Here is a 22,615-nt window from a genome sequence, read left to right as displayed (position 1 = left end):
GCCGTGCACTTCGTGATCATGGGCGCTGGCCGGGTCGGCACCACCCTGGCGGTGACGCTGACCGCACGGGGGCACTCGGTGGCGATCATCGACCAGAATCCGGACTCCTTCCGGCGGCTGCCGGAGGAGTTCGAGGGCCGCCGCGTCACCGGTATGGGCTTCGACCGGGATGCGCTCACCCAGGCCGGTATCGAGGAGGCGTACGCCTTCGCCGCGGTCTCCAGCGGAGACAACTCGAACATCATCGCCGCCCGGGTGGTGCGAGAGACGTTCGGGGTGGCCAACGTGGTGGCGCGCATCTACGACCCGGGCCGGGCGGAGATCTACCAGCGGCTGGGCATCACCACAGTGGCGACGGTGCGGTGGACCGCCGACCAGGTGCTGCGGCGGTTGATGCCCGCCGGGGCGGCCAGCGAGTTCCGGGACTCCTCCGGGAAGGTCAGCCTGTGCGAGCTCGACACCCACCCGGGGTGGATCGGGTGCACGGTGGCCGAGGTGGAGGCGGCCACCGGTGCCCGGGTGGCGTTCCTGTCCCGGTTCGGCGACGGGCTCGTCCCGGTGGCCGAGGACGTGCTGCAGGACCAGGACGTGCTGCACGCGCTGGTCTACAGCGACCAGGTCGACACCACGCAGCGGATCCTGAACCGGCCACCACAGACCGAGGAGGCGTGAGGATGCGGGTGATCATCGCCGGCGCCGGTAGCGTGGGCCGCTCCATCGCCAGGGAGCTGATCGGTCACGGGCACGGCGTGACCCTCATCGACAAGGAACCGGCAGCGATGAAGGTGTCCTCGGTGAGCGAGGCGGACTGGCTGCTCGCCGACGCCTGCGAGATCTCCTCCCTCGCCGGCGCCGAGCTGGAGACCTGCGACGTGGTGGTGGCTGCCACCGGGGACGACAAGGTGAACCTGGTGGTCTCTCTGCTGGCGAAGACCGAGTTCGGAGTGCCCCGGGTGGTGGCCCGGGTGAACAACCCGAAGAACGAGTGGATGTTCGACGAGGCCTGGGGGGTGGACGTGCTCGTCTCCACCCCGAGGATCATGACCGCCATGGTCGAGGAGGCCGTGGCGGTCGGTGACCTGGTGCGGATCTTCACGTTCCACCAGTCCGGTGCCGGGATGTACGAGATCACTCTCGCCAGCGGTGCCGGGGTGGTGGGTCAGCGCGTCTCGGAGGTGCCCTGGCCGGCAGACGTGGCGCTGGCTGCCATCATCCGTGGCGAACGACCGATCGCGCCCAGCCCGGACGACACTCTGGAGAACGGTGACGAGCTGCTGCTGCTGGTCACCTCGGCGCAGCCGGAGACCCTGGCTGCGCTGCAGGAGCTGCTCGGCGCCGCACCAGCAACCACGTGATCCACAGCACCAGCGCCCACATCGGCAGCCCCATCACCAGCCGGGCCGTGCCCAGCCAGCCGACCGAGGACTCCAGGTAGAGCGGCACCTGCACCACCAGCCGCAGCGTGAACGCCGCGACCCACAGCCAGGAGGCGAGCACGTACCGGCGGCGCAGGTCCCGGTCCTGGCGCCAGGAGAAGTTCCGACCGGCCAGCAGGGAGGCGACCACCCCCACCACCGGCCAGCGCACCAGGATCGAGACCAGCACACCCACCGCCCAGGCGAGGTTCACGTACAGGCCCCAGCGGTAGTAGTCTGCGGCCTCCCCGGTGCGCCAGGCCCACACCGCCCCGATCGCCACACCGAGCAGCCCAGAGACCGCTTGGGTGAGCGGGGTGCGACCGATCAGCCGCGCGGTCGCTGCCACCACTGCGACCGCCACCGAGGCGATCAGCGGGGGCATCAGGTCCCGGGTGATGACGAACAGCACGACGAACACCACACCGGGTAGCACGGTCTCGACCAGTCCGCGCACACCGCCCACCGAGGCGAGGGCGTCGAACTCCTCCGCCTCGAGCTGGCGCAGACCCCGCCCACCGGCAGCCTGGTCTGCTGTGGGTTGGTCCGTGGCAGCCTGGTCCGCGGGCTCGCCGGCAGGCTCCGGCGATGTGTCGGTGCTCGTCGCGTCGGCGGCGTGGTCGTCGTAGCTCATCGGGCGGCCGTGGTGCTCGCGAGCAGCCGGTAGGCCGGGTTGTACATCACCGGCCGCACCCGCTCCGGTTCTGGGCGGCACAGCGTCCCGGTGGCGGTCAGCCGCCGCCCGGGCTCGATCCCGGGGATCTCCCGGCGACCCAACCACACCAGGTCCACGCTGCCGGTGCCGTCGTAGAGCTCAGCGGTCAGCTCCGGCGCCGCCGCACCCGGCGGGAAGGTCACCGACCGGAGCACCCCGGACAGCTGCACCCGTTGCCGGAGCGTGCAGCTGGCCACCGGCTGGGCGCCCTGCCGGCGCGCCTCCAGCTGCTCGGCCCCCGCGTCCAGCTCGGTACGGGAGGCCAGCAGTGCGCGCAGCGCCGCCCGGATGCTCATCGGGTCTCGGTGATCTCGGGGCCGCGCCGCGGCAGCTCCAGGCTGGGCCGGCCTGAGTCGGTCGGCTGCTGCCGCTGCCCGGGCAGGTGCAGAGGCAGCAGGTCTCGTGGTGCGCGTGCCTGCTCACCGCGCACCACCACCACGTCGCCGAAGATCGCCTCCATGTCGGCGCTGTGCTGGTCGTTGACCATCGCCTTGCCGGTGAGCACCCCGCGCAGGAACCACCGCGGTCCGTCCACCCCGAGGAACCGGGCCGGCCGGTGCCCGGTGCGTCCGTCCGGCATGCGGACCGGCAGGCGTGCGAGCAGCTCGTCGCCGAACGTGCCGATGCGTTCTTGCACCGACCCGCCCTGCTTGCCCACCTGGGTGGCGAGCTCACCCCGCAGGTCCTGCCACAGGCCCTCGCTGCGGGGGGCTGCGAACGCCTGCAGCTGCAGGGCAGAACCGTCCAGGGCCACGTTCACCGCCACCACGCGCCGGGTCTTCTTGTCCACCTCCATGCGGATCTGCAGGCCGGGGCGCTTCGGCACCCGCAACGCGCCGAGGTCCACGCGGGCACCGAGCTCTGGTTGCTCCTCCAGGTCCCAGGGGCCGATCAGGTCCTCGACGGCGTCGCTCGTCTCGTCCTGGACCTCGCCCGCCTCGGTGGTCCCGTCCGCATCCGGGCCGCTGCCTGCCGAGGCCGTCGACCGCGTGGGGGTCGGTTCCTCGACCTGCTCCTCGACGTCGTCCGCGCGAGACCGCTTGCGCCGGAACAGCGCCATCATCCACGTCCTTCCATCGCTGCGCGCCCGGTGGACCCGAAGCCCCCTGCGCCCCGTGCGCTGCCGGGCAGCTGCTCGACCTCGACGAGACGGGCCTGCGCCACGCGCTGGATGACCAGCTGAGCGATCCGCTCGCCACGCGTGAGCGTTGCGGTCCGGCTGGTGTCGGTGTTCACCAGGATCACCTTGATCTCTCCACGGTACCCCGCATCCACGGTGCCAGGCGCGTTCAGCACAGTCACCCCGTCCCGGGCAGCGAGCCCGGAGCGGGGGTGCACGAACGCGGCATAGCCAGCCGGTAGCGCTATCGCCACCCCGGTGGGCACGGCGGAGCGCTCTCCGGGACCCAGCGTCAGTGTCGTCCGCGCACACAGGTCCAGGCCGGCATCACCGGGGTGTGCATAGCTGGGCAGCGGGAGGTCCGGGTCCAAGCGCTGCACCAGCACCTCGACATCGGCGTTCGGCGTCTCAGTCACGCAGGCGAGCCTAACGGGTACACCCGCAACGCTCCCCAGCCCGGACGCCGCCCACCTGCCGCACCCGCACCGGTGAGGCACCCTCTGCGCCGGCAGTTCTCCTGCCGGTGCCAGGGCGTGGCAGTCTTGACCTATGGCCGAGGTCTTCCGTGAACGTGTGCTGCCCTCGGTGGCGGCCTGGTTGCTCGTACCCGCTGGTGGGGCGCTGGTGGGCATCATGCTGCTGCCGATCGGCGTCTGGGTAGGCGTGCTCGGCACCTGCGTAGCGGCCCTGGTGGTGGCTGTGCTGCTCTGGCGCGCCTCACCGAAGATCACCGTGCAGGACGGCGTGCTGACCGTGGATCGGGCGAGGTTGCCGATCCAGGTGATCTCCGCCGTCGACGTGCTGGACCGGCCTGGTACAGAACAGGCCATGGGCCCGGACCTGGACGCCCGGGCCTACCTGCGCCACCGTGCCTGGGCGGAGCACTCGGTGCGCGTCGTGCTGGCGGACCCGGAGGATCCGACGCCGTACTGGTTGCTGTCCACCCGCCGTCCGGTCGAGCTGGCAGCCGCGCTCGGCCACCAGCGGTCCCGCACCAGCTGAGACCATGCGACGCGGACTCGCGGCGCCGCACCCCGGCGGCGTGTTCGCGCACAGCAGAAGGCAGCCACCGCCCAAGGTGCGGTGACTGCCTGCTTCCGTCCTGGCGCGATGGTCAGGCGGCGCACTCCGAGCACACCGGCAGGCCGTTCTTCTCGTAGGCCAGCTGGCTGCGGTGGTGCACCAGGAAGCACTGTGAACAGGTGAACTCGTCAGCCTGTCGAGGGACGACGCGGACAGACAGCTCTTCGCCGCTGAGATCGGCTCCAGGGAGCTCGAATCCCTCCGCGGCCTCGGCCTCGTCCTCGTCGACCACACTGGAATTCTTGTCCGCGCGACGGGCCTTCAGCTCCTCGAGGGAGTCCTCGGAGAGGTCTTCTTCCGTCTTGCGGGGGGCGTCGTAGTCGGTCGCCATGATGGGCAAGCGCTCCGGTCTCTGGTCGGATTGGACATTCGCACGTACAACGTTCGGCGCGCCGATTTGTTCCCGTGGCGAGGGCATTGTGCACCATCACGCACCGGAATGCACCTTTCTTGGCCCAGGCCCGGGTTTCGGCCGGCAGGAGACTACCGATTCCCCGCCACACCGACGACAATGACGGCTGGCGGTGGCACCACCTGGCACGCTCGTTGCGTGTGCCGCACCATGGCTGGCAAGCCACGCCGGTCCGGGCCGCTCCCGGGGGCGGCTCATCAGGCACAGGGCACGGAGGCGTCATGGTTGAGTTGGAACTGGTAGGGATCCACAGCGACGGGGAGCACCTCATCGTCATGGCTCCCGACGGTGAGCGCTACCGCCTGGTCATCGACGAGGCACTGCGCGCAGCGGTGCGCAGGGACCGCCCGCACCTGGAGAAGGTGCGCTCGTCCGGGGCGTTGCGCCCCAAGGACATCCAGGTACAGATCCGGGCCGGCGCCAGCGCAGAGGAGGTGGCCGAGGCCGGCGGTCTGCCGATCGAAACGGTGCGCCGGTACGAGGGGCCGGTGCTCGCCGAGCGCGAGCACGTCAGCGAGCGTGCCCAGGCGCTGCCGATCGGTCGGGACCCGGATGCGCCGGTGCTCGGGGACGTGGTGCTGGACCGGTTGGCCACCCGCGGGGTGGACACCGAGGAGATCAGCTGGGACGCCCGCCGCAACGGGCACGAGCCCTGGCAGGTGCTGGTGCGGTTCTCCTCCGGGGACAAGATGCGGGAGGCCACCTGGGAGGTCGACCTGACCGCGCGGATGACGCGGGCGATCGACGACGAGGCCCGGTGGCTGTCCGAGACCGACCTGGAGTCCGCACCTGCCCGCGGGCACCTGCAGGCGGTGCGCAGCAGCCGGGTCTACGACGTGGAGGCGGACGAGGAGGCCCACGGGGTCGACGCCCTGGCGGAGTCGCTGCAGGCCGTGGACGCCGGTCTGGCTCGGGACGCCGAGAAGGCCGACCGGGCGGAGGAGGACGAGAGCACCGCGGCGCTGCTGGAGGAGCTCAGCGCCAACCGTGGGGTCCGCCCCGGCAGCGCGGAGGAAGACGCCGGCGACGGGGTGCACGAGCCGATGCTCTGGGAGGACCCGCCTGCGGCGCACCCGTCCGCATCCCACCCGGAGGAAACACCGCCGGACCCGCAGGTGCTCACCCCGCCCGGGGAGGAACCGGCGATCGAGGAGGACGCCCAGCACAAGCCCAAGCCGGCCCCACGGCGTCGGTCCCGCCGGAACCGGCGCACCAGCGTACCGTCCTGGGACGAGATCGTCTTCGGCGCCAAGAACGACTGATCCCACTGTCGCGAACGCTCCGGTTTGCGGCTCCGCAGCGGGTTAGCGCCGCTAGCACGAGCGTTCGCGAAGGAGGGTCAGCCGGGGAGCACGATCAGCGGCACGGTCATCTCCTCGGCGGTGAGCGCTCCGTGCATCCCGACCATCGGGCTGCCCTCGCGCGGACCTCTGCGGGTGTCCTGCACCGCATGCGTGCCCCGGGCGACCACCAGCACATCGCCCAGCACCCGGCGCATCGCCGGCGCCACCGGGCCGACCAGCCCGGCAGCGATCACCTCGTCACGTTCCAGCACCTGCGCCCGCTCGCCGAGCACCTCGGCCCAGCGGCGGGCCACTGCGGCAGCCTGCGCGGGACGGGTGTACAGGTGCACCGCCCGCGGCTCCCCTGCGAGCAGGTCGACGTCCTGGGCGAGCGCGTCCTGGTCGGCCACGTCGGTGCGGTCGGCGACCGGCACGTCCACCATCCCGTGGTCGGCGGTGATGATCAGCAGCGTCCCCGGCGGCACCCGGCGGGCCAGCCGCTGCAGCTCCCCGTCCGCGGCGCGCAGCTCCTCGGCCCATCGCTGGGAGCGCCACCCGTGCTGGTGCCCGGCGGAGTCGACCTCGCCCCAGTACAGGTAGACCAGGTCCACCTCCGGGTCGCGCAGGTGGCTCAGCGCACCGTCCACCCGGTCGGCCAGCGACTGTGCCGGGCTGTACTCGCTGCCGCGCAACGCAGCCCGGGTGAGCCCCGACTCGGCGAACTTCCACGGGCCCACGCTCACCGCCAGCCGGCCGGCGTCGGCCAGCTGCTCGAACACGGTCGGCACCGGTTGCCAGCGCAGCGGGTCCACGTCCCGGTTCCAGGAGACCAGGTTCAGCACCCGTCCGTCATGGTCGCGGACCGTGTACCCGAGCATCCCGGTCTGGCCGCCCTCTCGTCCGGTGCCCAGGTAGGCCAGGTTCGTGGCGGTGGTGGAGGGGAACGTGCACCGGGCCTGCTGCGGGGCGCTCCCGGCAAGGAACGGGGCGAGCTCGGCCCGGGCGGTGAGGTTGTACCAGCCGAGACCGTCCACGAGGACCACGCACACCTTGGTGGAGGCGGGCAGCCCCAGGCGGTGTGCAGTGCCGGTGGTGTCCTGGCCGGGCAGGTCGACACCACAGGCTCCGGCGGCGCCGAGGAGCACGTCACCGAGCCGGGGGGACGGGTCCTCCCGGTCGGCGTCCGTGGTCGGGTCGGTCACTTCGCAGGCTGCCCGGTCCCGACTGTGGCCAGCGAGAGCTCCGTGGCGAAGTGCAGGGCGTTCTGCATCGCCGACGGGCCTTCGGCCTGAGCGCTGATCCGCACCACCAGGTCGTCGCTCATCGAGGTGCCGGTCAACCCGTGGTCCGCCTCGCAGGTCGGGTCGGTGCAGGTGGCCGGCTCCAGGTCGATCCGACGCACCGCCCCCCAGCTCAAGGCGATGGTCAGCTCGGTGCTGCCACCACCGTCCGGGTAGGCAGCCGGGTCGGCGACCCCGTGCGTGAGGCCGACCGACCGCACCTGGTGCAGCGGCACCGCCTCGGTGGTGGCAGCGGCCGTCGGCGCACCGCCAGGGTCCTCGGCGGGGATGTCGTCCACGTGCGCGAGCACCAGCCGGGTCGGGGTGAGCACCAGTGTGGTGATGTGCCGGCGCACCTCGGTGCGCTCGAACATGGTCTCCTGGTGCACCAGATGGGCGCGCACGTCTTCGCCGGCCAGGGCGATCTCCAGCACGTCGGTCACCAGCGCCGGGTAGTAGCCGGCACGCTGGATGTCCTGACGCAGGTCCTGCAGGTGTTCGGTACGTGAGGTCACGGGCCCAGTCTCGCACCTGCGGCGCAGTTCCGGCGCCGGACGCCTCAGGGCAGCACCCGGCGCGCCACGTCGCCCCGGCTGGGGTGGGCCACGTCCACCCGAACCCCGAGCACCGCGGTACCTTGCTCCCCGACCAGCACCGGGTGCAGCACGATCCCGGCGATCTCCGCCAGCTCCTCCTTGAGCACCGACACCCGAGCGAGCACGTCCTCCAGTGCGGCCACGTCCAGCGGCGGCATCCCCCGGTGCCCGAACAGCCGCGGGGCGGCGCGCAGCGAGCGGACCATCTCCGCCACGTCCGTCTCGGTCAGCGGCGGCACCCGGTAGGAGGCATCACCGAGCAGCTCGACGGCGTCCCCCGCCAGGCCCACGGACACGATCGGACCGTACAGCTCGTCCTCCACGGCGCGCACCACGCAACCCGCTCCGGGTGGGGCCATCGGCTGCACGTCGAAGGCACAGCCGTGCCCGATGATCCCAGCCACCCGGGCGGCTGCTGAGGTGTACGCCTCGGTGAGCTCGGCGGGGGTGGACAGGTCCAGGCGCACCCCGCCCAGGTCGGTGCGGTGCCGCAGCACCTCGTCAGCGGGTTTGAGCGCGACCGGCCAGCCGAGCTCGTTCGCCGCGGCCAGCGCCTCGTCCTGGTCGCTGACGCGGCGCTCCGGCCAGACGGAGATGCCGTAGCAGCCGAGCAGCCGGGCGGCCTCTGCTGCCCCGAGCCGCTTCGTGCTGCCCCGCGGCAGGTCGGCAAGGGCCGACTGCACCAACGACTTCGCCTCCCGCCGGTCCATCCCGGGCGGGTCCACCCGAGGCCCGCGGTCGGTGTGCCGCCACCGGTGGTAGGCCCGCGCCGCGGCGATGGCGGCAACCGCGTCCTCGGCACTGGGGAACGTCGGTACGCGCGGACCGGGTTCACCCTCGGGCCGGGCCGACGGCAACAGCCCGGTGACGCCGAACAGGCAGGCGAGCGTGGTGCGCCCGGACGTGGCGGCCAGGTGAGCGACCTGCTCGGCCACGGCTGCGCCGTCATCGGTGAGCAACGGCACGTACCCGACCAGCACCACGTCCCAGTCGTCCCGGTCGGCCAGGTCGGCCACCTGCTCAGCGTAGGCGGTGCCGTCAGCGCCTGCGGGCAGTGCGATCGGTTCGGCTGCTGCCTGCAGCTCGTGGTGGGCGATCAGCTCGGCGAGGATCGCTGCTTGCGTACCGGAGTTGGTGAGCACCTGCACCCGGTCGCCGGTCGGCAGCGGCTGCTCGGACAGCAGCGCCGCCAGGTCCAGCAACGCGGGTTCGGTCTCGGCCACCAGCACACCGGCCTGCCGCATCAGCTCATCCAGCGCCCGCCGCGGCTCAGAGGTGGTGCGCACAGCGTGCCCCGGTGGGTTGAGCTGTCCGGTGGAGCCGGCGATCATCGCGACCACCGGTCCCTTCTCGGACAGCCGCCGCGCCACCCGGGAGAACTTGCGCGGGTTGCCGATCGACTCCAGCCGCAGGCAGGCCACCTCGGTGCCCTCGTCGGTGGTCCACAGCTGCATCGTGTCGTTGCCGGAGACGTCCACCCGGTGGCCGGCGGACAGGAACGAGGAGATGCCCAGATCCCGTTCGGCAGCCCCGGACAGCAGCGCGAGCCCGGCGGCCGCGGACTGGCAGAAGATGCCGACGTTGCCCTGCCGCAGGGGCCCGGGCCACAGCGTCGCATCCAGCGGGTCGGGACCAGTGCTGCGGATGCCGAACGAGCGTGGTCCCACCAGGCGCAGGCCGTGCCGGCGCAGCGTGGTCACCAGGGTGCGTTGCGGCACCTTCCCGGTCCGCGGGTCGACGGCGAAGCCTCCGGTGTACAGCACCACCGCCTTGATGCCGTGGTCGGCCAGACCGGGGGCGAGCTCGAGCACGGTGGCTGCGTCTGCGGCCACCAGCGCCAGGTCTTCGTCTGGGAGGGGGTCCAGCTCGGTCAGCGAGCCGGGATGGCCCGGGAGCCCCACCACCCGCAGCCGTCCGGTGGGTTCGAGGTGCTCGACCAGCCGGGCCCCGAAGGATCGCCCCTCCTGTCCCGCACAGACCAGCAGCACCCGGCGCGGGGAGAGGATGGCGGACATGCTCAGCGCCTCGGCGCGCCGTTCCCGCTCGGCGAGCACCGCCATGGAACGGTCCGTGGGCCGGATGGTGAAGGAGACGGCCACGATGCCGTCGTCGTAGACCTGCTGCACGTCGTAGCCGGCGTCGGTGAACACCCGCAGCATGCGCGCGTTCTGCGGCAGCACGTCCGCCACGAACCGGCGCACCCCGAGCTCCCGGCCGGCGGCGGCGAGGTGCTCCAGCAGCACGGAGCCCAGCCCTTTGCCCTGCACGTGGTCGGAGACGTTGAAGGCGACCTCGGCGTCCCCGCCGCCGATCTGGTCGAACCGGCCGACGGCGACGATCTCCTCCTGCCAGAGCACCACCAGGGCCACCCGCTGGTGGTGGTCCACATGGGTGAAGTGGTACAGGTCCCGTTCGGGCAGTCGGGCCAGCGGGGCGAAGAACCGCAGGTACACCGACTCCGGCGACTGCCGACCGTGGAATCGCTGCAGCGCCTCGGCATCCTCGGGATGGATGGGGCGGATGCGCATCGTGGACCCGTCCCGCAGCACCACGTCGGCTTCCCAGTGCTCCGGATAGCTCGGCGGGGTGGGTGGGGCACCGTCAGGCATGCCTCGACCCTACCGCCCACCCCCTCCCCACCGGGTCGTCATGTCCAGCGTGCGCTCTGGCGCACTCCTGGCACCACGACCCGAGGTGGGGCGAGGGATTTCTGTGGTGGTCGGTGTGTGCTGGCGACCGGTGCGGCGCCGATCCGGGACAATGGCAGGTATGGCACGCCGTCGCTCTACCGGACCTGCAGAACCGACCGATGACTCGATCATCGTCGACACCGACGTCTCGGCGGAGATGCGTGCCTCCTACCTGGAGTACGCCTACTCGGTGATCTACTCCCGGGCCATCCCGGACGCCCGGGACGGGTTGAAGCCGGTGCAGCGCCGGATCCTGTTCCAGATGGCGCAGATGGGCCTACGCCCGGACCGTGGGCACGTGAAGTCTGCCCGGGTGGTCGGCGAGGTGATGGGGAAGCTGCACCCGCACGGGGACGCCGCCATCTACGACGCCCTGGTGCGCATGGCTCAGCCGTTCTCCCTGCGGCTGCCGCTGGTGGACGGGCACGGCAACTTCGGTTCCCTGGACGACGGCCCGGCCGCTCCCCGGTACACCGAGGCGCGGCTGGCGCCGGCAGCGATGGTGATGACCGCCGACCTGGACGAGGACGTCGTCGACTTCGTCCCGAACTACGACAACCAGTTCACCCAACCGGTGGTGCTCCCCTCCGCGCTGCCGAACCTGCTGGTCAACGGCGCCAGCGGGATCGCCGTGGGGATGGCCACGAACATGGCCCCGCACAACCTGGTGGAGGTGATCTCCGCTGCGCGGCACCTGATCGACCACCCGCAGGCCACGCTGGAGGAGCTGATGCGGTTCGTGCCGGGGCCGGACCTGCCCAGCGGCGGCAAGATCGTCGGTCTGGACGGCATCCGGGAGGCCTACGCCGGTGGCCGGGGTTCGTTCCGCACCCGCGCGACCGCCAGGATCGAGCGGATCACCGCCCGCAAGCAGGGCATCGTGGTCACCGAGCTGCCCTACCAGGTGGGCCCGGAGCGGGTGATCGAGAAGATCAAGGACGCGGTGCAGTCGAAGAAGCTGCAGGGCATCTCTGCGGTGAACGACCTCACCGACCGCAAGAACGGGTTGCGGCTGGTGATCGAGGTGAAGAACGCGTTCCACCCGGACGCGGTGCTCGAGCAGCTGTACAAGCACACCCCGATGGAAGAGTCCTTCGGCATCAACAACGTCGCGCTGGTCGACGGTCAGCCACGCACGCTGGGGCTGCGGGAGCTGCTCGAGGTGTACGTGGACCACCGGCTCGACGTGGTCCGGCGGCGCAGCGAGCATCGGCTGGCGAAGAAGTCCGAGCGGGCGCACCTCGTGGAGGGTCTGCTGATCGCCATCCTGGACATCGACGAGGTGATCCAGGTGATCCGCTCCAGCGACGATGCGGAGACGGCCCGGGAGCGGCTGAAGGTGGTCTTCGACCTGTCCGACGCCCAGGCGGAGTACATCCTGGAGCTGCGGCTGCGCCGCCTGACGAAGTTCTCCCGGATCGACCTGGAGGCGGAGCGGGACGAGCTGGCCCGGCAGATCGAGGAGCTGCGGGCGATCCTTGCCGACGACACGCTGCTGCGCCAGGTGGTCTCCGACGAGCTGGCGCAGGTCGCCGCCGAGCACGGCACCCCGCGGCGCACGGTGCTGCTGGAGTCCTCCGGGGCGACGGCACCTGCGGCGAAGAGCCCCACCGGGCGGAAGGCTGCCGCCCTGCCGCTGGAGGTGGAGGACGCGCCGTGCCGGGTGCTGCTGTCGGCCAGCGGGCTGCTGGCACGCACTGCCGATGACACCGAACCGGTGCGCAACGGTCGGCGAAGCGCCCACGATGCGCTGCGCGCCACGGTACGGGCCACGGCGCGCGGGCACGTCGGGGCGGTCACCAGTCGCGGCCGGGTGCTGCGGCTGTCGGTGATCGACGTGCCGGCCCTACCGCCCACGGATGCACCCCCGAGCCTGTCCGGCGGGGTGGGCGTCTCCGAGGTGCTGCTGCTGGAGCCGGACGAACAGGTGGTCGGCCTGGTGCCGATCGGTGCCGATGCCCCGCCGCTGGGCCTGGGCACCCGGAACGGTCAGGTGAAACGGGTCGCCCCAGACCATCCGCGGAACAAGGACTCCTGGGAGGTGATCAGCCTCAAGGACGGGGACGAGGTGGTCGCCGCGGCCCCGGCGCGGGACGAGGACGAGCTGGTGTTCGTCTCCTCCGACGCCCAGCTGCTGCACTTTGCCGCCTCTGTGGTTCGTGCGCAGGGCCGCACCGCCGGCGGCATGGCCGGGATCAAGCTGGCGCCCGGCGCCTACGTGGTCTGCTTCGCGGTGCTGTCCCCCGCCCGCGCCGAGGATGCAGTGGTGGTGACCCTGGCCGGATCCGCCGGCGCCCTGCCCGGTACGGTCGGCGGTTCGGCAAAGGTCACCCCGTTCGGCCTGTTCCCGAGCAAGGGTCGGGCCACCGGTGGGGTGCGGGCACACCGGTTCCTGCGCGGTGAGGACAGCCTGTACCTGGCGGCGGTGGCACCAGACCCGGTGCGCGCGGTCGGGTCCGCCGGCCAGGCGGTGGAGCTGCCGGAGATGGATGAGCGCCGGGACGGTTCCGGGCGTCCGCTCAGCGCCCCGGTGACCGGGCTGGGCTGAGCCGGCCGCGTACCCGCCGGCACCGTCTCCCAGCTCGCAGGCACCTCGGTCGCGGGAGGCAGGATCCTGCCAGCGGCGAACCTCAGTCGGTGCCGCGAACCTGCCTCCGCGGCGTGCCCGCCGGGCGCGCACGGTGGTGGCGGAGGAACCCGTAGGCGATCAGCACCTGTGCGGCGATGTAGGTGACCATCACCAGGAAGTCGTGCTGCGGCAGCTGGTAGGAGTACCAGAACCTGTGCAGCGCGATCAGCGCGTCCGAGAGCACGAACAGCGCCCCACCGATCGCGGTGACCAGCGAGACCGTGCTGCTCAGCGCACCGGCGGTGACCAGCAGCAGCCCGTAGACGGCGACCAGCACCAGCAGATCACCGGCACCGGGGGCACAGAGCACGTACAGCGCGCCGAAGACCACCACGTAGGCGGCCATCACCGGCAGCGACGGCCACTGCCGGACCAGCAACAGGTAGGCGCCGATGAAGCACACCTGGGCGAGCAGGAAGAAGGTGACCATCGCCACGAAGGAGGCTTCGCCGTCGACCAGACGCGGTATCGCGTCCCCCAACCAGGACAGCAGCAACGCCGCGGCGTACGCCCGGGTGCTCCCGGACCGTGCCGGCAGCAGGCTCGCCGACCACACCCAGCCGGCCAGCGTGGGCACGAGCAGCACCTGGGTGCCGGCTGCGAGCGTGTGCGCACCGAACAGCTGGGCCAGCAGGTGCGCGGCCGCGACCAGCCCGAGGGCCACCCGCCACGACCGCGCCCCCATACCTCACACCTGCAGCACGTACGTGGTGGAGCCCCGGGTCGGGGTGAACGCCAACCGGTCGAACAGCCCGAACCGCTCCTCCTTGTCGGTATGGTCCAGCCCGAGCGCTGCGTACTCCATCCCGGACTCCTTGTAGGCGCGCATCGCACGCACCAGCAACGCGGTGGCGATCCGCTGGCCCCGCCAGGGAGCACGGACGCCGAGGATGTCCACGTAGCCTTCGCTCCACCCGAGCGTGGGCCAGTCCTGCTCGTACTTGCTGGACAGCAGGTAGCCGGCCACCTGCGCCCGGTCCGACGTGCGGTCCAGCACCAGGAAGCTCCACTCGGGCACGAAGTAGGTGCGGCCCTCCTGCCACCGCTGCGGGGTCGGTGGGCTCGTCCCGTTGCCGAAGGCCTCGCCGTGGGCGATCCGCACCGCATCGTCGAGCTCGGGGCTCCAGCCGACCAGCTCCAGCGGGTGCGCCAGGTGCACCTCGGGCAGCTCGAGCGTCGCCAGGTTGCGGCGCATCTCGGTGTGGAACCCGCCCGGGACGAAGCCGTGCCGCTGCACCAGGTCCGCGCTGGCGTTCATCCCGTCCTCGACGTGCACGATCACCCGGCCCGGCTCCTCTGCCCCAGCCAGCAGCTCCTTCGCCCGTTGCAGCTGCCAGGTGAGCAGGGCGCTGCCCACGCCACGGTGCCGTACCTCCGGGTCCACGCCGCCCTCGAGCAACGTGCGAGGCGCAGACCGCCGGGCCTCCCCCTCGATGAGCACGCCATAGGCTCGCAGCACACCGGCAGTGTCGAAGCCGGCCAGAGAGTTGCCGGCCAGGTCGGTCCACTGGCTCAGCGCCGTGTCGTCCACCTCTTCGCGGGTGCTGCGGTAGGGCGGGTCGTCGTGCTCCTCGATCCGGCGCAGCAGCGCGTACAGGTCGCCGGTGTCCGCGACGGTCAGGGGCCGCCAGCTGAGCTGCAGGTCGGGACTGGGCAGGGCTGGGCTCACTCCGCCTCCCAAGGGCCGGGGACGTGCTGGGCAGCGCGAGGGGCTGGGTGCATGCGGGTGTCTCTCAGCTCTCGGTGTTCTGCAGCCCGCACATGCCGTGCCCGGGCGCGCTGAGCGCGGCGCAGGTCTCGATCGGGCCTGCGTCCGGGGCACTGGTGTCCAGGCGTGCTCTGTCCATGTCCCCGGCAGCGTATGCGGCCAGGGTACCCGCGGGCAAAGCCGCCCGGTGGCTGGGCAGCCACACCTGGTGGACCGGCGCCCGTCCTGCGGCGGCGCAGCGGGAACCGGTGCTGGCGGGTCCGCTGCGGTGCAGAGGTGCGCCGGGCGACCCCGGCTGGCTCACGCGTCGATCCGTTCCCGGTCCAGGTCGCGGGCTCCGGCGATGAGGAAGTCCTTGCGCGGGGAGACGTCGTTGCCCATCAGCAGCTCGAACACCGCCTCGGCCGCCTCCATGTCCGCCATGGTGATCTTCCGCAGCGTCCGGTGTGCCGGGTCCATCGTCGTCTCTGCCAGCTGGTCGGCATCCATCTCGCCGAGGCCCTTGTACCGCTGGATCGGTTCCTTGTACCGGCGACCCGCCTTGTCCAGCTTGGCCAGGTGACGGTGCAGCTCAGCCTCGGAGTAGGTGTAGGTGACCTGCCGGCCACGTTTGCCGTGGGCCATCGTCTCCACCCGGTGCAAGGGTGGCACGGCGGCGAACACCCGACCGTCCTCCACCAGCGGGCGCATGTACCGGAAGAACAGGGTGAGCAGCAGCGTGCGGATGTGTGCACCGTCGACATCGGCGTCGGTCATCAGGATGACCTTGCCGTAGCGCACGTCGGACAGGTCGAAGGTGCGCCCGGAGCCGGCGCCGATCACCTGGATGATCGAGGCGCACTCGGCGTTCTTCAACATGTCCGCCAGCGAGGCCTTCTGCACGTTCAGGATCTTCCCGCGGATCGGCAGCAACGCCTGGAACTCCGAGCTGCGGGCCAGCCGCGCGGTACCCAGGGCGCTGTCCCCCTCCACGATGAACAGCTCGGAGCGTTCCACGTCGTCGGTGCGGCAGTCGGCGAGCTTGGCGGGCAGCGTGGAGGTCTCCAGCGCATTCTTCCGGCGGGAGATCTCCTTGTGGGTGCGGGCGGCGATCCGGGCGCGCATCTCCCCCACGACCTTGTCCAGCACGGCAGCAGCCTGGGTCTTCTCCTGGCGCTTGCTGGAGGTGAGCAGCGCAGTGAGCTCGGTGTCCACCACCTTGTTCACGATCGACCGCACCGGTGCGGTGCCGAGCACCTCCTTGGTCTGCCCCTCGAACTGGGGTTCGGGCAGGCGCACGGTGACGACGGCGGTCAGGCCGGCCAGCACGTCGTCCTTCTCGATCTTCTCCTTGCCGTTCTTGGCGATCTTCAGCCGGCGGGCGTTGGCGTCGACCTGCCGGCGTACGCTCTTCACCACACCCTGCTCGAAACCGGAGAGGTGGGTGCCGCCTTTCGGGGTGGCGATGATGTTCACGAAGCTGCGGACCTCGGTGTCGTAGCCGATGCCCCAACGCAGCGCCACCTCCACCTCACAGGTGCGCTCCACCTCGATCGGCTGCAGGTGTCCCTTGCTGTCCAGCTGCTGCACGGTCTCGGTGAACGTGCCCGAGCCCTGCAGCCGCCAGGTGTCGGTGACCGAGGCGTCCGAGGCGAGGAAGTCGGCGAAGTCCACCACCCCGCCGTCGTGCCGGAACACCTCCTCGACCGGGCCGTCCTCCCCAGGGGTGCCGGGTAGCCGCCGTTCGTCGCGCACGGACAGCTGCAGCCCGGGCACCAGGAACGAGGTCTGCCGAGCGCGGGTGATCAGCTCGTCGTAGGAGAACGCCGCCGTCTTCGGGAAGATCTGCCGGTCCGCCCAGTACCGCACCCGGGTGCCGGTCACACCCCGCTTGGCCTTGCCGACCACCGCCAGCTGGGACCGCTTGGTGAACGGGGTGAACGGCGCCTCCGGGGATGGGTCACCGGTGTCCTCGAACTCTCCGGGCTCACCCCGGTGGAAGCTCATCGCGTAGGTCTTGCCGGCCCGGTCCACCTGCACGTCCAACCGGGCGGACAGCGCGTTGACCACCGAGGCGCCGACGCCGTGCAGCCCGCCGGAGGCGGCGTAGGAGCCGCCGCCGAACTTGCCGCCGGCGTGCAGCTTGGTGAACACCACCTCCACCCCGCTCAGGCCCACGTTGCTGACGGTGTCCACCGGGATGCCGCGTCCGTTGTCGCGCACCTCGACCGACTCGTCCGGGTGCAGCACGATCTCGATCGCGTCCCCGTGGCCCTCCAGGGCCTCGTCCACGGAGTTGTCGATGATCTCCCACAAGCAGTGCATCAGGCCCCGGGAGTCCGTGGACCCGATGTACATCCCGGGCCGTTTGCGTACGGCTTCCAAGCCCTCGAGCACGGACAGGTGCCGGGCGGTGTAGCTGGTTTCGGTGGTGGTCTTCGACACGCCACCACTCTAGGCGCGTGCCGGCCGACAACTGCGGAACGCCATACCTTGTGCCGGGTTTGACCCCGCTGGAGGCGGGCGGTGGTTTCTGCAGTGAGCGAACTCGCCGGTCTGGGTGGACGAGATCGGGGGGTGCGGTGGTTATATGGCGATGTGAGTACCTTGACTGCCGAGAACGCGGCACCCGAACTGACAGCGGCCGACCGGTGCGACGCCTGTGGCGCACAGGCGTACGTGCGGGTCCTCATGGCCGGAGGTGGCGAGCTGCTCTTCTGCGCCCACCACGCGCGCAAGCACTCCGAGGCTCTCTCCTCGGTAGCCACCCACATCCACGACGAGACCGACCGGCTGCACGCCAAGAACGAGAACGAGCGCTGAGCCGGCAGCACGAGGCGGCCCCGCGCTGACCCAGCGCGGGCCGGAACCCGGACCGGGCCGTCCTCACCGCAGGACGTGTGCCCGGCCAGGTGGAGCCGCATCGGAACGAGCAGAGGCCCTGCACCCCATTCGAGGGGTGCAGGGCCTCTGCTCGTGCTCGGCGCACCGGCCACGGTCCGCTGGCGACCGGCGGCCATCCGCCGGTCGCCGGGTCGGCTCAGTCCAGGTAGTCGCGCAGCACCTGGGACCGGCTCGGGTGGCGGAGCTTGGACATCGTCTTGGACTCGATCTGCCGGATCCGCTCACGGGTGACGCCGTAGACCTTGCCGATCTCGTCCAGAGTCTTCGGCTGCCCGTCGGTGAGCCCGAAGCGCATCGAGACCACTCCGGCCTCCCGTTCCGAGAGAGTGTCCAGCACAGCGTGCAGCTGTTCCTGCAGCAGCGTGAAGCTCACGGCGTCGGCGGGCACGATCGCCTCGGAGTCCTCGATCAGGTCACCGAACTCCGAGTCGCCGTCCTCGCCCAGCGGAGTGTGCAGCGAGATGGGCTCGCGCCCGTACTTCTGCACCTCGACAACCTTCTCCGGGGTCATGTCGAGCTCCTTCGCGAGCTCTTCTGGTGCAGGCTCGCGGCCCAGGTCCTGCAGCATCTGCCGCTGGACGCGGGCGAGCTTGTTGATCACCTCGACCATGTGCACCGGGATGCGGATGGTGCGGGCCTGGTCGGCCATGGCGCGGGTGATCGCCTGGCGGATCCACCAGGTGGCGTAGGTGGAGAACTTGTAGCCCTTGGTGTAGTCGAACTTCTCCACTGCGCGGATCAGACCGAGGTTGCCCTCCTGGATCAGGTCCAGGAACAGCATGCCGCGGCCGGTGTACCGCTTGGCCAGGGAGACCACCAGGCGCAGGTTGGCCTCCAGCAGGTGGTTCTTCGCCCGGCGCCCGTCCTGGGCGATCCAGCTCAGCTCCCGCTTGAGCTTGCCCTGGATCTTCTCGGCCTCGGCGGCCAGCTTCTCCTCGGCGAACAGGCCTGCCTCGATCCGCTTGGCCAGCTCCACCTCCTGCTCAGCGTTCAGCAGCGCGACCTTGCCGATCTGCTTCAGGTAGTCCTTCACCGGGTCGGCGGTGGCCCCGGCGGTGACCACCTGCTGGGCAGGGGCGTCGTCGTCGTCAGAGTCGGAGAACACGAAGCCGCCGGCCTCCTCGGCCTCAGCCTTCTGCTCCTCCTTCGCCTTCACCTTCGAAGCGTGCGCCTCCTCGACGGCGTCGTCCACCGCCTCTTCCGGGGTCTCGGCGACCTCGATGGCCGTGGCGGCAGCCTTCCGCGTGGTCTTCTTCGCGGGCGCCTTGGTGCTCTTCTTCTTTGTCGCGGTCTTCTTCGTGGCGGTCTTGGTCTTCTTCGCAGCCGTGGTGGTGACGTCGGTCTCCTGAGCAGTGTCCTCAGCCGTGGTGCCCTTCGTGGCGGTCTTGGCCGAGGTGGACTTCTTGGGCGTGGACTTGGTGGGCTTCTTCGTGGCCGGCTTGGTCTTCGTGGCGGACGTGGTCTCTTCCCCCTTCTCGATCGTCATCGTGGTCCCGCGACGAGGTGCAGCGTTGGCCACCGCTCGGGTGGCGACCTCGGTCACGGTGATGTTCGCAGCCTGCATGGCGCCGAGGACCTCCTTGAGCCGGTGGGGCTTGACATCCGCCTGCTCGCATGCGGTGCGAACCTCTGCTGCAGTCAACGACCCGCGTTCCACCCCTCGCTCGTAGGCCTCCTTCAGAGCGGAGTGCTCGAACTCGCGCGGCAGCATGGCGGCAGGACGAAGCGACGTCACAGAGAACCTTTCGGCGTGGATACGTGGGGCGAACGGCGAACTGGATGTCGCGGCGCCCTACAATTATAACGCGACCGCAGCGGGTTCACCGTGGATGCGCGCTCTTCGGGCGCGCGCGGACAGTGTGGACACCTGGGTCAACGTCCCGTAGCCGCACGTTGTTCCCGAGGCGCGGTCGGTCACTCTGCGGCGAAGGCGCTCACCGGCGGGCAGGAGCACATCAGGTTCCGGTCCCCGTAGGCGCCGTCCACCCGCCGCACCGGTGGCCAGTACTTGTCCGCGACCACCGCCGGGACCGGGTGCACGGCGACCTCCCGGCTGTAGGGGTGGGACCACTGGCCGATCGCGTGCGCAGCGGTGTGCGGGGCGTTCACCAGCGGGTTGTCGTCGGCCGGCCAGGTGCCGTCGGCGACCTGCTGTGCCTCGGCGTGGATGGCGAGCATCGCTTCGACGAACCGGTCCAGCTCGGCCAGGTCCTCGGACTCGGTGGGTTCGACCATGAGCGTGCCGGCGACCGGGAAGCTCATCGTGGGGGCGTGGAAGCCGTAGTCGATGAGCCGTTTGGCGACGTCGTCCACAGTGATCCCGGTGCGGGCGGTGAGCTCACGCACGTCCAGGATGCACTCGTGGGCTACCAGCCCGTTCCTGCCGCGGTAGAGCACCGGGTAGGCGTCCCCGAGGCGGCGGGCCAGGTAGTTGGCGCTGAGCACAGCGGCGGCGGTGGCCGCCCGTAGTCCGGCGGTGCCCATCAGCCGTAGGTAGGCCCAGCTGATCGGCAGGATGGACGGCGACCCGTACGGGGCGGCGCTGACGGCACCCTCGGCCGGGCCGCGGGCCGGGTCCAGCGGGTGCCCGGGCAGGTAGGGCACCAGGTGCTCGGCGACCGCCACGGGGCCGACACCGGGACCGCCTCCACCGTGCGGGATGCAGAACGTCTTGTGCAGGTTCAGGTGGGAGACGTCGCCGCCGAAGTCGCCCGGTCCGCTCCACCCGACCAGTGCGTTCAGGTTGGCGCCGTCGATGTAGACCTGGCCACCGGCAGCGTGCACCAGCTCGCACAGCTCGGTGATACCGGTCTCGTACACCCCGTGGGTGGAGGGGTAGGTGACCATGATCGCAGCGATGCGGCCCTCGTGCTCGGCCAGCACGCGTCGCAGGTCTGCCAGGTCCACGTCGCCGTTCTCGGCGGTGGCCACGATCGCCACGTCCAGACCGGCCAGCACGGCGGAGGCGGCGTTCGTGCCGTGCGCGCTGGCGGGCACCACGCACACAGTGCGGTCCTGCTCACCACGCGCCTCGTGGTACCGCCGGATCGCGAGCAGCCCGGCGAGCTCCCCCTGCGATCCTGCGTTCGGCTGCACGCTGACTGCTGCATAGCCGGTCAGCCGGGCCAGCCAGGTCTGCAGGGAGTCGACCAGCTCCAGGTAGCCGGTGACGTCTCCGGCGGGAGCGTAGGGGTGGATGTTCGCCAGCTCCGGCCAGGTGATGGCGGCCATCTCGGTGGCGGCGTTCAGCTTCATCGTGCACGACCCGAGCGGGATCATCCCGCGGTCCAGGGCATAGTCCTTGCCGGCGAGGTGGCGCAGGTAGCGCATCATCGCCGTCTCCGAGCGGTGGCGGTGGAACACCGGGTGGGTGAGGTAGTCGGTGGTGCGCAGCTGGTCTTCGGGCAGGCCCCAGCGTCGCTGCTCGGCCGGATCTGCACCGCCGGCTCCCCCGGTCAACCGGGTGTAGGCGGCCAGCACCCGGTCCAGGTGCTCATCGGTGGTGGTCTCGTCGCAGGACAGGGTCACGTAGTTCTCGTCGGCCACGTGCACGGCCACGTTCTCGGCGAGAGCGGCCTCGTGCAGGGCGCCGGCCTGGCCGGGCAGGTGCAGACAGACCGTGTCGAAGAACTGCTCGTGCACGACGGCGGCGCCCGCCTGCCGTAGCCGGGTCGCCAGGGTGCGGGCCTGGGTGTGCGCGTGCCGGGCGATCTGGGCCAGCCCGTCAGGGCCGTGGTACACGGCATACATCGAGGCCATCACAGCCAGCAGCACCTGGGCGGTGCAGATGTTGCTGGTGGCCTTCTGCCGCCGGATGTGCTGCTCGCGGGTCTGCAGCGCCAGCCGGTAGGCCACCTGTCCGTCGGCGTCCTTGGACACGCCGACCAGCCGACCGGGCAGCTGACGTTGCAGACCGGTGCGGACCGACAGGTAACCGGCGTGCGGGCCGCCGAAGCCCATTGGTACGCCGAAACGCTGGGTGGTGCCGGCCACGATGTCCGCGCCCCAGGAGCCGGGTGCCTCGAGCAGCGTGAGGGCGAGCAGGTCCGCGGCGACGACCAGCTGGGCGCCACGCTCGGAGGTGATCCGTTCCCAGTGGGCGACGGTGGCGCGGTCCAGCACCCGCCCGCTGGCACCCGGGTAGGACAGCAGCACCCCGAAGGCGTCCGCGAGGGTCTCTGGTGGTGCGGCCGGGTCGACCTCGCGCAGCTCGATGCCCACAGCTGCGGCCCGGGTGGCGAGCACGGCCTTCGTCTGGGTGAAGGTGTCGGCGTCCACGTAGAACACGTCGGCCTGCCCCTTGACCGCGCGGCGGGCGAGCAGCATGGCCTCGGCGACAGCGGTGGCCTCGTCCAGCATGGACGCGCCTGCGATGTCCAGACCGGTGAGGTCGCAGACCATCGTCTGGAAGTTCAGCAGCGCCTCCAGGCGGCCTTGGGAGATCTCCGGCTGGTAGGGGGTGTAGGCCGTGTACCAGGAGGGGTTCTCCAGCACGTTGCGCGCGATCACCGCCGGGGTGTGCACACCGTAGTAGCCCTGGCCGATCATCGCGGTGCGGACGGTGTTCTTCGCGGCCATGGCACGCAGCTCGGCGAGCACCTGCGCTTCTCCCACGGCCTCAGGAAGGTCCGGTGCCGTCTCGTGCAGGATGGCGCCGGGCATCGCATCGGCCATCAGTGCGTCCAGGTCGGGGTACCCGAGCAGCTCGAGCATCTGCTGCTGCTCGGCGCTGCTGGTGCCGATGTGGCGGGCGGTGAAGGGGGCTGCGGGTTCGGTGCGCGGTGCGGGGTGGGTCATCGGT

19 protein-coding genes are annotated in these 22,615 nt (G+C 71.1%); 6 read left to right on the top strand and 13 right to left on the bottom strand.

The features are described from left to right. Positions 1 to 18: 18 nt before the first annotated feature. A complete protein-coding gene (locus K338_RS0100220; RefSeq protein WP_027286263.1) occupies positions 19 to 672 on the top strand; it encodes a potassium channel family protein in 654 nt (217 codons plus the stop codon). A 2-nt stretch (positions 673 to 674) separates the two neighbouring features. Further along, positions 675 to 1,355: a potassium channel family protein gene (locus K338_RS0100215; protein WP_022916172.1), complete on the top strand. Its 681-nt coding sequence runs from the start codon at positions 675 to 677 to the stop codon at positions 1,353 to 1,355. Here the strand turns inward: K338_RS0100215 and K338_RS19555 are convergent. The 4 genes from K338_RS19555 to dut are packed head-to-tail and all read right to left on the bottom strand — an operon-like array spanning position 1,285 to position 3,666. Beyond that, a complete protein-coding gene (locus tag K338_RS19555) occupies positions 1,285 to 2,049 on the bottom strand; it encodes a DUF3159 domain-containing protein (protein ID WP_022916171.1) in 765 nt (254 codons plus the stop codon). The genes K338_RS0100215 and K338_RS19555 overlap by 71 nt on opposite strands. Then, positions 2,046 to 2,426, bottom strand: coding sequence for an OB-fold nucleic acid binding domain-containing protein (locus K338_RS0100205; RefSeq protein ID WP_022916170.1), 381 nt, complete (start codon positions 2,424 to 2,426; stop codon positions 2,046 to 2,048). Before K338_RS0100205 ends, K338_RS19555 begins: the two co-directional genes overlap by 4 nt. Then, positions 2,423 to 3,193: a DUF3710 domain-containing protein gene (locus K338_RS0100200; protein ID WP_245542869.1), complete on the bottom strand. Its 771-nt coding sequence runs from the start codon at positions 3,191 to 3,193 to the stop codon at positions 2,423 to 2,425. The genes K338_RS0100205 and K338_RS0100200 overlap by 4 nt, the downstream gene beginning before the upstream one ends. Then, positions 3,190 to 3,666 carry a dUTP diphosphatase gene (dut, locus tag K338_RS19550; protein ID WP_040652490.1) on the bottom strand — a complete coding sequence of 159 codons (477 nt, stop codon included), beginning with the start codon at positions 3,664 to 3,666 and terminating at the stop codon, positions 3,190 to 3,192. The genes K338_RS0100200 and dut overlap by 4 nt, the downstream gene beginning before the upstream one ends. Positions 3,667 to 3,799: 133 nt before the next feature. Between dut and K338_RS0100190 the strand changes: the two genes are divergently transcribed. After that, entirely contained in the window at positions 3,800 to 4,252 is a 453-nt protein-coding gene (locus tag K338_RS0100190; protein ID WP_022916167.1) for a DUF3093 domain-containing protein, read from the top strand. A gap of 112 nt (positions 4,253 to 4,364) precedes the next feature. Here the strand turns inward: K338_RS0100190 and K338_RS0100185 are convergent, their stop codons facing one another. After that, positions 4,365 to 4,664, bottom strand: a complete 300-nt coding sequence (locus K338_RS0100185; protein WP_022916166.1) for a DUF4193 domain-containing protein — start codon at positions 4,662 to 4,664, stop codon at positions 4,365 to 4,367. 302 nt (positions 4,665 to 4,966) lie between these two features. On the opposite strand from K338_RS0100185, the gene sepH reads away from it, so the two are divergent. Further along, positions 4,967 to 6,007: a septation protein SepH gene (sepH, locus tag K338_RS0100180; protein WP_022916165.1), complete on the top strand. Its 1,041-nt coding sequence runs from the start codon at positions 4,967 to 4,969 to the stop codon at positions 6,005 to 6,007. Between the two features lie 77 nt (positions 6,008 to 6,084). Here the strand turns inward: sepH and K338_RS19545 are convergent, their stop codons facing one another. From K338_RS19545 to K338_RS0100165, 3 genes are read right to left on the bottom strand one after another with little or no spacing between them, the layout of a single operon-like run. Next, on the bottom strand, positions 6,085 to 7,230 hold the full coding sequence (locus K338_RS19545) for an alkaline phosphatase family protein (RefSeq protein WP_022916164.1): 1,146 nt from the start codon (positions 7,228 to 7,230) through the stop codon (positions 6,085 to 6,087). After that, a complete protein-coding gene (locus K338_RS0100170) occupies positions 7,227 to 7,823 on the bottom strand; it encodes a DUF5998 family protein (RefSeq protein WP_022916163.1) in 597 nt (198 codons plus the stop codon). Before K338_RS0100170 ends, K338_RS19545 begins: the two co-directional genes overlap by 4 nt. 44 nt (positions 7,824 to 7,867) lie before the next feature. Further along, a complete protein-coding gene (locus K338_RS0100165; RefSeq protein ID WP_022916162.1) occupies positions 7,868 to 10,513 on the bottom strand; it encodes a GNAT family N-acetyltransferase in 2,646 nt (881 codons plus the stop codon). Between the two features lie 160 nt (positions 10,514 to 10,673). On the opposite strand from K338_RS0100165, the gene K338_RS0100160 reads away from it, so the two are divergent. Further along, positions 10,674 to 13,142 (top strand): DNA gyrase/topoisomerase IV subunit A, encoded by a 2,469-nt coding sequence (locus tag K338_RS0100160; RefSeq protein WP_022916161.1) that lies wholly within the window; start codon positions 10,674 to 10,676, stop codon positions 13,140 to 13,142. A gap of 82 nt (positions 13,143 to 13,224) precedes the next feature. Here the strand turns inward: K338_RS0100160 and K338_RS19540 are convergent, their stop codons facing one another. From K338_RS19540 to K338_RS0100140, 3 genes are all read right to left on the bottom strand, one after another. Beyond that, on the bottom strand, positions 13,225 to 13,908 hold the full coding sequence (locus tag K338_RS19540) for a lysoplasmalogenase (protein ID WP_022916160.1): 684 nt from the start codon (positions 13,906 to 13,908) through the stop codon (positions 13,225 to 13,227). A gap of 3 nt (positions 13,909 to 13,911) precedes the next feature. Beyond that, on the bottom strand, positions 13,912 to 14,892 hold the full coding sequence (locus K338_RS0100150; RefSeq protein WP_022916159.1) for a GNAT family N-acetyltransferase: 981 nt from the start codon (positions 14,890 to 14,892) through the stop codon (positions 13,912 to 13,914). 339 nt (positions 14,893 to 15,231) lie between these two features. Then, the gene (locus K338_RS0100140) at positions 15,232 to 17,355 is read right to left on the bottom strand and encodes a DNA gyrase/topoisomerase IV subunit B (protein ID WP_022916157.1); all 2,124 of its coding nucleotides are present in this window, start codon (positions 17,353 to 17,355) and stop codon (positions 15,232 to 15,234) included. Positions 17,356 to 17,508: 153 nt separating this feature from the next. Here K338_RS0100140 and K338_RS0100135 point away from each other — a divergent pair, with 153 nt between their 5' ends. Next, on the top strand, positions 17,509 to 17,733 hold the full coding sequence (locus tag K338_RS0100135) for a DUF7455 domain-containing protein (RefSeq protein ID WP_022916156.1): 225 nt from the start codon (positions 17,509 to 17,511) through the stop codon (positions 17,731 to 17,733). Positions 17,734 to 17,950: 217 nt separating this feature from the next. On the opposite strand, the gene K338_RS0100130 is transcribed toward K338_RS0100135, so the two are convergent. Both K338_RS0100130 and gcvP read right to left on the bottom strand, forming a co-directional pair. Then, a complete protein-coding gene (locus tag K338_RS0100130; protein ID WP_022916155.1) occupies positions 17,951 to 19,525 on the bottom strand; it encodes an RNA polymerase sigma factor in 1,575 nt (524 codons plus the stop codon). Between the two features lie 203 nt (positions 19,526 to 19,728). Beyond that, positions 19,729 to 22,611: an aminomethyl-transferring glycine dehydrogenase gene (gcvP, locus tag K338_RS0100125; protein ID WP_022916154.1), complete on the bottom strand. Its 2,883-nt coding sequence runs from the start codon at positions 22,609 to 22,611 to the stop codon at positions 19,729 to 19,731. Positions 22,612 to 22,615: the final 4 nt, after the last annotated feature.

This window comes from Ruania albidiflava DSM 18029 (assembly GCF_000421225.1).
Classification (GTDB): Bacteria; Actinomycetota; Actinomycetes; order Actinomycetales; family Beutenbergiaceae; genus Ruania; species Ruania albidiflava.
The sequence above is the reverse complement of the archived record's forward strand: the minus strand, read 5'-3'. Positions and strand labels throughout refer to the sequence as shown.

Coding starts and splice junctions, on each gene's coding strand:
- K338_RS0100190 (WP_022916167.1), top strand. CDS start 3,800: ATGGCCGAGGTCTTCCGTGAACGTGTGCTGCCCTCGGTGGCGGCCTGG.
- K338_RS0100160 (WP_022916161.1), top strand. CDS start 10,674: ATGGCACGCCGTCGCTCTACCGGACCTGCAGAACCGACCGATGACTCG.
- K338_RS0100200 (WP_245542869.1), bottom strand. CDS start 3,193: ATGATGGCGCTGTTCCGGCGCAAGCGGTCTCGCGCGGACGACGTCGAG.
- K338_RS0100205 (WP_022916170.1), bottom strand. CDS start 2,426: ATGAGCATCCGGGCGGCGCTGCGCGCACTGCTGGCCTCCCGTACCGAG.
- K338_RS0100185 (WP_022916166.1), bottom strand. CDS start 4,664: ATGGCGACCGACTACGACGCCCCCCGCAAGACGGAAGAAGACCTCTCC.
- K338_RS19540 (WP_022916160.1), bottom strand. CDS start 13,908: ATGGGGGCGCGGTCGTGGCGGGTGGCCCTCGGGCTGGTCGCGGCCGCG.
- K338_RS0100220 (WP_027286263.1), top strand. CDS start 19: ATGGGCGCTGGCCGGGTCGGCACCACCCTGGCGGTGACGCTGACCGCA.
- sepH (WP_022916165.1), top strand. CDS start 4,967: ATGGTTGAGTTGGAACTGGTAGGGATCCACAGCGACGGGGAGCACCTC.
- K338_RS19555 (WP_022916171.1), bottom strand. CDS start 2,049: ATGAGCTACGACGACCACGCCGCCGACGCGACGAGCACCGACACATCG.
- K338_RS0100130 (WP_022916155.1), bottom strand. CDS start 19,525: ATGCTGCCGCGCGAGTTCGAGCACTCCGCTCTGAAGGAGGCCTACGAG.
- K338_RS0100215 (WP_022916172.1), top strand. CDS start 675: ATGCGGGTGATCATCGCCGGCGCCGGTAGCGTGGGCCGCTCCATCGCC.
- K338_RS0100165 (WP_022916162.1), bottom strand. CDS start 10,513: ATGCCTGACGGTGCCCCACCCACCCCGCCGAGCTATCCGGAGCACTGG.
- gcvP (WP_022916154.1), bottom strand. CDS start 22,611: ATGACCCACCCCGCACCGCGCACCGAACCCGCAGCCCCCTTCACCGCC.